Here is an 11,534-nt window from a genome sequence, read left to right as displayed (position 1 = left end):
TCAACTGCCCTGCTCGATGAGCTGGTTCGCCTTGGACTGCGCCTCCTTGAGCGCGTCCTCGGCGCTCTTCTTGCCCTGCATGGCCAGCTGGATCTGGGCCGATATGGCGTTCAGTTCACCGGGTGTCAGGGCGATCTCGTCGGCCGTGGCGGTCTTGCGGTCGCCGGCGACGATCTTGCGGGCCTCGGCGAACGGGTCGTCGCCCTTGACCGACTGGAAGAACGGGTCGTTCAGGGAGGCCGTGGTGGACGGGAAGATGACGACGTTCGGGTCCTTCGCCCACTCCAGCTGGTTCTCCGCGTTGGTCAGGAACCGCGCGAAGGCCAGTGCCGTGGAGGCGTTCTTGCTGGTGGAGGCGACACCGATGTACTGCGGGGCGCCGACGGTGTGGCCGAGGGCGTCCAGCATGTAGCGGGCGACACCGGTCTTCTTGTAGACGCTCGGGTTGTTCTGCTGGATGAATCGCAGGAAGTTGGGGTTGGTGGGCCCGTAGACCAGCTTGCCCTGGCCGTAGACGTTGGCGGGGTCCTGGGTGGAGGACAGCGAGTCCCGGGGCATGCCGCCGGCCTTGTAGAGCTTGGTCATGGCCTCCACCCACTGCGCCGTCTTCGGGTCGTCGGCGAAGGTGAACTTCTTGCCGTTGCCGGAGAGGACCTCGATGCCCATCTGCTGCCAGTCGGCGGGGATGCGCAGCTGCGGGTTGGCGAGGAACGCGTAGTACTTGCCGCCGGACACCTTGGCGACCTTCTCCGCGTCGTCGAACAGCCCGAGGACGGTCGTCGGAGGTTTCGCCGGGTCCAGGCCCGCCTTCTTCATCAGGGTGGTGTTGAAGGTCTGCACGATGCCGCCGGAGTACCAGGGCAGCACGCTGTGCACCTTCGTGCCGTCCGCGTCGGCGTACATGCTGGACTTCCACAGCGCGGGGGCGAACGGTTTGCCCGCGTCCGGAGCCTTGTCGTCCAGGTTCAGCAGGTAGCCGTTCTTCGTCAGTGCCACCGCCGTGTTGACGTTGATGTTCACCACGTCCGGCAGGGTGCATCCCTGGGCGTCGGCGACCAGGCGCTGGGTGAAGGTGGCGTCGCCCGGGTCGTCGATCCAGTTGACCTTCGTGCCGGGGTGCGCCTGCTCGAAGGCGTCGATGACTCCGTTGAAGTACTTCCCGAAGTCCTTCTTCAGGTTGGTCGTCTGGAAGGTGATCTTTCCCTTGACCTCGCCGGAGAGCTTGCCGGAACCGACGTTGCCCTTGTCGACCTTGCAGCCGCCGGCCGTGGTGTCGCCGTCGCCGGAACCACCGCCGGACAGGCCGCAGCCGGCCGCCGTCAGCGTCAGCACGACCAGGCAGGTCAGGGATCCGGTGAGTCTTCTTGTGCGCATTGCTGCCCTCCTGGGGCCAGTCGTGCTGGCTCAAATCACCAAGTTGGACTTCGATTGATGAAAATGTGGACCAGAATTCATCGGAGGTCAATGGTTTGCGGTGTTGCTGTTCGGTTGCTTGCGGCGATCAGTGCCGGTGTTCGTGGTCCGGGTGCGAGGGATCGCCGGGGTGTTCGTGGCCCTCGGCGTACTCGACGCCGGCCCGGGCCTCGTCGAGCCAGGTGAAGAACGCGCGCCGCGCCGCGGCCCGGCGCAGCTCCTGTGCGATGCCGTCGCGGACCCGCCGGTACGGCTGGATGTCCGCGGGGTCCGGATCGTCGTACGGGTCCACGCCGCGGCGCAGGGCGTCGGGGGTGAGGAAGCGGTCCCGGTTGCGGTCGTAGTAGTCACGTACGGCCGGGCCGGGGACGTGCTGTTCCTGCTCCAGGTCGGCGAGGAGGGCTCGGGCGGCCGGGGAGTGGGCGAGGGCCGCGGCGACGATGCTGCCGAGGTCGGCGACGTCGGTTTCCGGGATGGTGAGGAGGCTCATCGGTTCGAGATCGTCCGGTGGCTCGAGGCCCCTTTCCGCGCAGGCCCGACGGGCCAGTTCGTCGGTGACGACCACCTGGGTCGCCCAGCGTCGTTGCTGGCGCTGCCGTCGCGCGGGTGCGGCCGCGCTGTGGCCGGTCGCGCCCCGCGGCGGAGCCGCAGATCGATACAGCCTCGCGCCCCTTGGGGCGTTGCGGCCCAGGAATGCTTCCACGCGCTGTTCCGGGACCGCCCTGCCGTTGACGCGCGCCGCCGAACTCTCCCTCATGGCGTCACCACCAGCTCCACCGTCTTCGTGTACGCCACGCAGCCGTGCCAGGCCACCTTCGCCATCAGCCAGTACGAACCCGGAGGCACCGCGTCGCCGTCCACCTCGATCACGGCCTCGGCCTGCTCCCCGCCCGGCACCGTGAAGCCCTGGCAGCCCGGGGTGACGCCGGGCCAGGTGCCCCAGGAGGAGACGGCCCAGAGCGTGCCGTCGACGCGGCCGCGCGTGGGATTGCGCAGGGCCACCGGGACCCTGGCCCGTTCGCCCCGCCGGACGGTCACCCGGTCGGCTGCCAGGTCCGCCACCAGGGTCGGGCCGGTGTGCCCGCCGGGGACGTCCAGGGCGACGACGTCCTCGTACGTCTGGCCGCCGTACGACAGCCGGGCGGCCAGCCGGTGGCGGCCGGGCTCGGGGGCCGGGGGCGGTGTGACCGTGACGTCCGTGAGGGTGAAGCCGGACGGGCCGAGGGTGTAGGGCAGTTCGGCGGGCTCGGTGGTCCAGCCCGGCGGGACCTCGAAGGTCACCGTGCCGGACGCCGGGGCGTCGGTCAGCTCCGAGGAGACCCGGACCGTCGCGGTGACGGGGCCGTCGGCCGTGAGGGCGGCGGGGGAGAGGTAGACGGCGACCGGCATGTTGCCGCGGGGCGCCGGGCCGGAGTTGTGCAGCCAGTAGCGGGTGGCGACGGGCTGCGCGGGCTCGTGGGCCTCGACGCCGGGGCCCGGCGACGGTGTCCTGCCGGCCGCCGGTGCGGCCAGGAGCGTGGCGACCTCGAAGCCGGTCAGGCCGGTTTCGAGAACGCCCCCACCGTCCGGGGCCAGGGGTGCTCCGGGTGTCTCCAGGACGTCCGCGCGGGCGCCCGACGACCAGCCCGTGGGTCCGGTGACCCGTGCCCGCACCGGGCGCCCGTCGACCTCGTGCACCCGGACGACGACGCCCTGCCCCGGATCGACGCGTGCCTCGCTGCCCCGGGCCAGCGGTGAGCCGGCCGGCTTGAGCGCGTCGAGGAGCACCTCGCCGGCCGGCTCCAGCCCCAGCAGGGCCGACTCGCGGGACAGGGAGCCGCCGGCGGACCGCCTCAGCCGTGCCGTGAGCGGGCGGTTGTAGGCGTGGCCCGCCCGCGGCAGCCGCAGGTCCCGCCAGTCGCCGGTACCCGCGACGACGGCGTACTCGAACGTGTGGGACCAGCGCTGGAGCTGGAACCCCGAGCCGTCGGGGGCGGTCCGGCGCGGCGGGTCGATCCAGATCCCGGAGGGCCAGCCGGAGCAGGAACGCATCAGGGACATGTAGAGGTCACCGGAGGAGGTGATCACGCAGCCGGGTGTGCCGCGGTTGAGGACGGCGAAGCTGCGGCCGTCCCAGGCGTCACCGGGAGGCAGGGCCTCGCCGCCGCCGGCCGCCGTGGCCGTCACCGTGAAGTCGTCCAGGTCGGCGATCAGCGCGTCCACCGCCTTGGCGTCGTCCTCGGGACGGGCACCCGCCACCACCAGCAGCGGCAGGCGTTCCAGATCGCGCAGGTCCGCGCCTGGGATCCACTCCTCGCGCAGACAGGCGCGCGGCGCGACCCAGACGGCCGCCACGCCCCGCTCGGCGAGCTGCCGCCTGAGTTCCCGTGCGGCCGCCGGGTCCCAGCCGAGCGCCTCGGCGGTCACGGAGTTCCGCTCGGGGCCGCCGACGGTGATCCGGATGTCGGGGAGGTTGGAGTCGACCTCCAGGTCGCCGTAGCGGGGGCCGCCCGCGATGGTCGAGGTCGCCGTGACCCCGGCGCGGACCAGGGCCGCCGCGAGCGGGGCGCCGAGCTCGCCCGCGATGTCCCAGTCCGGGTACACGAGTTCGGCGACGCCGATGGACCGGTGGCCGAGGAGGGTGCCGGAGTCGTCGTGGACGGCGACCCGGGCGGTGGAGCCGAGGCCGAACCAGGTGTTCGCCGGGTTGTCCAGCGTCCAAGGGAACCGTTCGCTGTCCACCTCCACGAACCCGAAGCCGCGCCCGATCACCGCGTCCGCCACCTCGTGCACCGGCAGCCCGCCCCGCACGTCCGACGGCCAGCGCACCCGGATCAGCCGGTCCTCGCCGTCGTACCCGTCGACGGTCGTGGTGACGTCGAGCCGGTCGACGCCCTGCCACAGCGTCAGCCGCTGGGTGTACCGGAAGAGGCCTAGGTCGGCGGTGACGGTGACGCGGGAACCGGCCGCGGAGCGCTCGGCGCGCACCTCGGCGGTCACGTCCCGGCCGCGGGCGGCTGTCGTGCCGGTCGGCGTGAGGTGCCAGGGGCCCTCGCCGAAGCGTGGGTGCCTCGGGTACTCCTCCTGGACGACGATCTCGTTGCCGATGTCCCCGGAGCGCAGCAGCTCCCGGCCGCCCTCGGCCAGGGCGCGCAGGCTGCTCACGCCACCGCCGCGCGCCGGGTCGACCGTCACCTCGTAGAACTCGTTGCGGATGGTGAGGCCGTCGGCGGGCTCCCAGCCGGGGGCGGTGCCCTCGGCGAGCGGCAACGCCTTCAGGCCCATGCCGGGCACGTCCGGGACGACGACGTGGAGCCGGCCGTCCTCGCGGACCGCGGGGAGATCCCGCGGCACCAGGCCCGGGTCGTCGATCGTCAGTACGTCCCGCCGCGGCCAGGTCGCGGAGTTGAAGACGACCAGGTCGGAGCCGTCGCCGGGAGCCACCTGGTCGGCCAGGGCCTGGGTCGCGTCCCCGTGCACGCTCACGGCCAGGTCGTGCAGCTCGCGCCAGCCGGTCATCAGGTCGATGTACACCTGGTCCGACTCGGAGCCGGTGATGGCGTCGTGGTGTGCGCCGTAGACGAGTTGCCGCCAGGCCTTGTCCAGGGCCGCGTCCGGATACGGCCGGCCGGTGACGAGCGAGGCGAGCGTCGCCCAGGCCTCGGCGTCGGCGAGGAGGGTCTCGCCGTACCGCTGGGCCTGCTTGGTGTCGATGTAGGAGACGTCCTTGCCGGTGTACACCGGGTTCATGTCGCGGGTCTGCGGGGAGGCCTTGCGGCCCTCCGCCTCCAGCTCCGCCCGCACGGCGGCGAAGAAGTCCCGCGGGATCGCGCTGATGAAGCGGGGCCAGACGTAGCGGGCGTTCCAGTCGCGGTGGATGTCCATCACCCAGCGACACGGCGGCGCGTAGTCCCCGCCGACCGGGAGCAGCACGTTGCGGGTGAGCGCGACCTGCTTGAGCCGCTGGAAGAGCGTGTACGCGGCCGCTTCCGCCTCGGGCAGGGTGGGCGCGTTGTCGATCGCCCAGCCGGCGCCGTAGTGGTTGACCATGTACGCCGTCAGCAGTCCGCGTCCCGAGGGGGCGATCCAGTCGAACTCGGCCGGGAACTGCATCCGGCCCGGGTCCCTCGGCTCCTCGCCGAACACCGACAGGGTCGGCCCCCACTGGTGGAACGGTCCGCGCGCCCAGGAACTGGAGCCGAGTCCCGCGTCCGCCATCAGCCCCGGGAACTGCGGGTCGTGCCCGAACGCGTCCAGTTGCCAGGCGGTTTCGGGACGGGCCCCGATGATCCCGCGCTGGAAGCCGTCGCCGTACAGGGCGTTGCGGACCGTAGCCTCGGCGCCGGTGAGGTTGGTGTTGGGCTCGTTGTAGGTGCCGCCCATGATCTCCACGCGGCCGGTGCGGATCAGCTGCCGCAGGAAGGCCCGCTCCTCCGGGAAGGAGTCCCAGTAGGGCTTGAGGTAGTCGACCTCCGCGAGGACGAAGGTGTACGCCGGGTCGCGGCGGGCCAGGTCGCAGTGGGCGCGCACCAGGCTCATGCCGGACTGGCCGCGTGAGTCGAAGGTGCGGGCGGGCAGGCCGCTCGTCGCCGGGTCGTCGGCGACGTCCCAGGTCTCGGTGTAGGCGCCCTGGGTGTTCCACCAGACGGGGTCGTAGTGGAAGTGGCTGACCATGAACATGGTCCAGCCGGGCTGGGCGGCGGTGAACTCACCCGTGCGGGTGGTGACCTCGTTCCCGTCCGCGGCGGTGACCGTGATCCGGCGGCGGTCGCCGGGGACCAGGTCCTCGCCGGTGACGGGTATCTCGGCGCGTACGGTGCCGTCCCCACCCACGGTGGTCTCCGCGGTGCCGCTGAGGCCCGGCCCCTCCACGGTGAGCCGGACGGCCCGGCCCGGGGTGTGGCTCAGTTCGACGGCCACCACCTGGAGCGGGTGTTCGGTGGTCCCGGTGAAGAGCTCGGTCGACTCGACAGAGGTGACGCGCATGGGGCTCCTACGAGGTGCGCTGGGGGGAGCCCCATCCTGCACGGCAGGAGTGATTCAAACAACCATCTTCACGTCAACTTGGTGGTTCATCCATGCACACCTGGCCATGCCCGACCGCGGTTCTCCACGGTGCGGGCCGGGCTCACCTGGCCCGCCGCGACTTCACCGCGTGCTGCCCGGCGATGTGGTCGGTCAGTGCCAGTGAGGCGCTCGCCCGCTGGTAGGAGAGCTGGGCGACCCGGACGTAGAGGCAGTCGATGAGCATCAGGACCGAGTGCCGGCTGCTGATGCTCTCGGCGCGGAAGCTGGTCTCGGAGGACGAGGAGATGAGCCGGATGTCAGCGGCCCGGGACAGCGGCGAGCGCGGGTCGGTGGTGAGGGCGACGGTGGTGGCGCCGCGCTCCTTGGCCATCTCGAACGGTTCGAGGGTCTCCCGGGTCGCCCCGGAGTGGGAGATGCCTATGGCCACGTCCGCCGGGGTCAGCAGGGCGGCCGAGGTGGCCGCGGCGTGCACCTCGGTCCAGCCGCGCACGGAGCAGCCGATGCGGAACAGCCGGGTCTCGGTCTCGTGCGCCACCGCGCCGCTGCCCCCGACGCCGTAGACGTCGATCCGCCTGGCCTTGGCCAGGGCCTGGGCGGCGCGCTCCAGGGCGTCGAGGTCGATCCGGTCGATGGTCTGCTGGATGGCCCGCAGGTCCGCGGTGCCCACGACCTGCACGACCCGCTCCAGGCTGTCGTCGGGCGAGATGTCCGGGCCGATCTCGGCGGTGCCCCAGTCGGAGGCCTCGCCGCGGCCGCGCTCCTGGGCCAGTTCGATCAGCAGGTGCTGGTAGGAGTCGAGCCCGATGGCGCGGCAGAAACGGGTCACCGTGGCCTGGGAGGTGCCGGTGCGGCGGCCCAGCTCGGCGGCCGAGCAGTGGGTGACGGCTGCGGGATCCTCCAGGATCAGCTCGCCGACCTTGCGCAGGGAGCCGGCCAGCCGGGGCAGCTCGGTACGGATCAGTGTCGTGACGTCCGTGGGAGGCATGAGGGAGAAGGTACCAGCCACCCTTCTGCGCGTGGATTGAATACCAGGACCCGGTTCCCGGCCGATGCCGGGTGTGATTCATTGATTCACCCATGAGTAAGTGTAGGGTGATTCAATCCATCAGCTGGGTAGGTCTTCGGCTGGGAGTCTTCAGTGGGGAGTGTCGCGATGTCCGTCGAGTCTGTGAGCGCCCAGGGGTTCGCGCGGGAGAGCCGCACCGTCCTGGAGCGCGTCGTGGAGTCCTCCCGTGACGCCGTGGCCGCCGCGGCGGACCTGGTCGCCGAGTGCGTGCGCGCGGACGGAGTCGTCCAGGCCTTCGGCACCGGCCATTCCCAGGCTCTCGTCCTGGAACTCGCGGGCCGCGCCGGCGGACTGGTCCCCACCAACCGGCTCAGCATCGCCGACCTCGTCCTCTACGGCGGTGAGGACCCGTCCGTCCTCGACGACCCGCTCCTCGAACGCCGGGCGGGGGTGGCCGACCGGCTCTACGACCTCGCCGGCCCGCGCCCCCAGGACCTGTTCGTCGTCATCTCCAACTCCGGTGTCAACAACGTGATCGTGGAGATGGCCCTGCGGGCCCGGGAACGCGGCCACCGCGTCCTGGCCCTGACCTCCCTCGCCCACAGCCGGGCCGTCCCCGCCGCCCACCCGAGCGGCCACAAGCTCGCCGACATCGCCGACGTCGTCCTCGACAACGCGGCGCCGCGCGGTGACGCCCTGCTCGAACTCCCCGGCGGCGGCGCGGTCTGCGCCCTGTCCACGCTCACCGGCGCGATGCTGGTCCAGATGACGGTCGCCGAGGCGGCCGGCCGCCTCCTCGCCGCCGGCGAACGCCCCCCGGTCTACGTCTCCGCCAACGTGCCCGGTGGTTTCGAGGGCAACCTGGAGCTGGAGGGGAAGTACGCGGGCCGCATACGCCGCACGGCGAGCTGAGCCCGTTCCTCCGATCCCGACGGCCGGGGCCCCTCACCGGGGGCCCCGGCCGTCCCGCGTCACCGCACCGGTACCGGTGTCAGTGCCACGGCCAGTGGATACGCGCCGGTCGTCAGCGGTGTCCCGACGGCCCCGGAGGCCGTGTCGAACGGGACCAGGGCGCCCGCGTCGGCCGTGGTGACGTACGCGGTGGCGCCGTTCCAGTCCAGGGCGACGTCGAAGGCGGACCTGCCGGCCTTCACCGTCCTGCCCTGGGCGCCGGTGACCGTGTCGAGGGGCGTGACGGTGTCGCCGGTACTGGGACTGACCCACAGGGTCCGGCCGTCCGGCGACAGGGCGAGACCGTAGGCCTGGCCGGCGACCAGGAGCGTCGGCTCGGTGTCGTTCGTGGCCGTGTCGATCGGAGTGACCGTGGAACCACCGGAGTTGGACACGTACACGGTCTTCCCGTCCGGCGCGGCCACGACGTTGAAGGGGCCCGGGCCCACGGGGACGGCGGCCTGGGCCTCACGGGTGGCCAGGTCCACGGGGGTGACGGTGTTGTCCTTGATGTTGGGCACGTAGAGCGTTCGTCCGTCCGGCGTGACGGCGAGGTTCTCCGGCCCGTTGCCGACCCGTACGGGAGCGCCCGCGGTGAGGGAGGCCGTGTCGACGGGCTGGACCGTGCCGTCCCCGTAGTTGGCGACCCAGAGGGTGCGGCCGTCCGGGGTGAGCGCGAGCCCTGCGGGTACCTTGCCGACCGGGACCGTGGCGGTGACCTTCCCCTGTGCCACGTCGATCACGCTGACCGTGTTCGCGCCCTGGGCTGCCGCGTAGGCGGTGCGCCCGTCCGAACTGGTCACGATCTCACCGGGGTTGGCGCCCACCGGGATGGCCGTGGTCTTCCTCGAGGTCAGGTCGATCGAACTGACCGACGCCCCGCTGAAGTCGGCGGTCAGCGCCCTCGGTGACCCCGTGCCGTCGGTGACCCGCACCGGGATCGCACGGCTGACCACGCCCTCGCCCGTCACCACGACGGACCGCACCCCGTCGGAGGCGCCCGCCCGGGCCGTGACGGTCACGGTCGTGGAGGCGCTGCCCCCGGCCGGGACGGTCGCGGTGCCGGAAACGGGCGAGACGGTGACCCCGTCGGGGACGGTCAGCTTCCACGCGACCGTTTTCGCCGAGGCGTCGGAGAAGGAGAGCGTCACCTCGGCGGAACCCCCCGGCTCCAGGCTGACGGACCCGGGTGTGAACGCGGCGTCCACGCCCGGGTCGGGCGCGTTCGCCGTCATCGCCGAGTAGAGGAACGGGTCCATCACGCCCGGCGCCACCTGCTCGGGTGTGGCGTCGAGTTCCTTGCGCTGGGCCCTGAGCCGGGTCCAGTACGTGCTGACCGCCTCGGTGTCGCCCTTCTTGCCCGCCAGCAGCAGGTCCACGGCCGTCCGCCCGGCGGTGCCGTAGCGGCCGAGCTTGTCCAGCCAGGCCGCGGTCTCCTTCAGGAAGCCCGGATTGCGCAGGTGGGAGCGGAGTTCGGCGGGCGTGGCCGCCATACGGGCGAAGTACGAGCGGAGCGCCTCGGCGGCGGGGCCGAGGCCGGAGTCCTTCTCGTACGCCGTGCGGAACCGGGAGATGAGCGCGCTCAGGGTGGGGGACTCGGTCGGGTCCAGCTGGGACGAGTGGTTGTTCTCGGCGAAGATGCGCAGCCACGGGGCGGCGCCGGGCCCGGCGAAGTCGCGCACGGAGGCGAGGAACGCCGCCCGTGGGTCGTAGGCGTCCGGGTTCCACAGGTAGGCGGCGGAGGTGAACAGGGCGATCCGGCTCGCCTCGCCCTGCACCATCGGGTTGGCCGTCACCCCGGTCACCGCCTTCGCCACGCCGGGCTCGCGGCCGGTGTAGGGGCCGAGCAGCAGCCGGCTGGTGACGTAGTCGTTCACCGGGTAGTTGTCCCAGAGCAGGATCGGATGGCCGTAGACCGCACGGGCCTGCTCGACCTGGTCGGCGGTGACGGTCGGCGCGATCACCCCGACGCCGGTCCACTCCACGACCACGGACGGGTCCAGCCTCTCCCGCAGCGCCTTCTTGTAGGGGGAGTCGGCGAGGTCGGAGTACTCGGTGGGGACCATCTCCAGCGGTTCGAGGCCCGGGTGACCCGCGGAGAAGTCCTGCCACACCCGGTTCAGCAGATGCGCCTGGGCCGCCCCGGCGGCGCCGCCTCCCGTGCCGAACTCCCGCTCGTCGGCATCGCAGTTCCACTTCGTGTAGCTGATGTCGTCCAGCGGGATCGCGAACGACCGCACGCCGATGGCGTACAGCGAGTCGAACTTGCGGGTGAGGGCCGCGATGTCGGCGTCCGAGGAGTAGCAGACGGACAGGCCGGGGGAGAGGGCGTAGGTGAAGCGGACGTGGTTGGCGCGGGCCCGGTCGACCAGTTCCCGCAACTGCGCCAGTTCCGCGGACGGGTACTCGTCCCGCCAGCGCTCGCGCAGATACGCGTCGTCCTTGGGGGAGTAGACGTAGACGTTCTGCTTGGTGCGGCCGTAGAAGTCGAGCTGGCTCAGCCGTTCGGCGTGCGACCACGGGGCGCCGTAGAAGCCTTCGACCACTCCGCGCAGGGGGGCGGTGGGCCAGTCCCGGACGGTCACCTGCGGCACGGTCCGGGTGACCAGCTGACGCAGCGTCTGGGCGGCGTAGAACGTGCCCGTGGCGTCGGCGCCGGACAAGGCGAGGACGGTGCGGCCGGCGCCGCGGCCCGAGGCGAGGACGTAACCGCCGGAGGGCAGCCCGGCGGGGGAGGGGGCGTGCAGGCGGCGCAGGGCCGGGGCCGTGGCGGCGTTCTCCCTCGGACCGCCGAGGAAGACGGTGAATCCGGCCCGTGCCGGCGGCTCGGTGACCGTGTCGATGTGCTTGGCCCCGGCGTGGCGCAGGACGGTCTCGACGAGCCGGCGTGCCGACGCGTCGGTGTCGCGCCCGACTACCGCCACCACCCGGTCGGGCACCGGGAACCGGCCGGTCCCCGCGTCCATGTGCCGGGGCTGCGGCCACACCTGGGGTGGGGCGCTCTGCGGGGGCGGCGTCGGCGCGGCGTCGGCGGCCGGTGCCTGCGTGAGGAGGAGGCTCAGCGCCAGCAGCAGCGCGGCTGCGGGCGGTCTGACGCGAGTGGCTGGGAACACGGATGCTCCTTCGGGGCCGCGGGCGCATGTCCCCGGGCCGGAGA

At 72.3% G+C, this 11,534-nt stretch carries 6 protein-coding genes; 1 reads left to right on the top strand and 5 read right to left on the bottom strand.

Annotated elements, in window-relative coordinates; genetic code table 11:
* From ABTX60_RS01015 to ABTX60_RS01000, 4 genes are all read right to left on the bottom strand, one after another.
* Complete coding sequence (locus tag ABTX60_RS01015) at positions 1-1,374, bottom strand: extracellular solute-binding protein (protein WP_352094955.1); 1,374 nt, start codon at positions 1,372-1,374, stop codon at positions 1-3.
* A gap of 127 nt (positions 1,375-1,501) precedes the next feature.
* Positions 1,502-2,170, bottom strand: a complete 669-nt coding sequence (locus ABTX60_RS01010; protein WP_352094954.1) for a peptidyl-prolyl cis-trans isomerase — start codon at positions 2,168-2,170, stop codon at positions 1,502-1,504.
* Positions 2,167-6,378, bottom strand: a complete 4,212-nt coding sequence (locus ABTX60_RS01005) for a glycoside hydrolase family 38 N-terminal domain-containing protein (RefSeq protein WP_352094953.1) — start codon at positions 6,376-6,378, stop codon at positions 2,167-2,169. Before ABTX60_RS01005 ends, ABTX60_RS01010 begins: the two co-directional genes overlap by 4 nt.
* 142 nt (positions 6,379-6,520) lie before the next feature.
* Positions 6,521-7,405 carry a MurR/RpiR family transcriptional regulator gene (locus ABTX60_RS01000; protein WP_352094952.1) on the bottom strand — a complete coding sequence of 295 codons (885 nt, stop codon included), beginning with the start codon at positions 7,403-7,405 and terminating at the stop codon, positions 6,521-6,523.
* Positions 7,406-7,573: 168 nt separating this feature from the next.
* Between ABTX60_RS01000 and ABTX60_RS00995 the strand changes: the two genes are divergently transcribed.
* Positions 7,574-8,338, top strand: a complete 765-nt coding sequence (locus ABTX60_RS00995; RefSeq protein WP_352094951.1) for a sugar isomerase domain-containing protein — start codon at positions 7,574-7,576, stop codon at positions 8,336-8,338.
* A 59-nt stretch (positions 8,339-8,397) separates the two neighbouring features.
* On the opposite strand, the gene ABTX60_RS00990 is transcribed toward ABTX60_RS00995, so the two are convergent.
* Positions 8,398-11,490, bottom strand: coding sequence for a beta-N-acetylglucosaminidase domain-containing protein (locus ABTX60_RS00990; protein ID WP_502992256.1), 3,093 nt, complete (start codon positions 11,488-11,490; stop codon positions 8,398-8,400).
* Positions 11,491-11,534: the final 44 nt, after the last annotated feature.

It is taken from the genome of Streptomyces sp. NPDC126510 (assembly GCF_040302345.1).
Lineage (GTDB): Bacteria > Actinomycetota > Actinomycetes > Streptomycetales > Streptomycetaceae > Streptomyces.
Note: the sequence above shows the minus strand (reverse complement) of the source record. Positions and strands in the feature narration are given on the sequence as shown.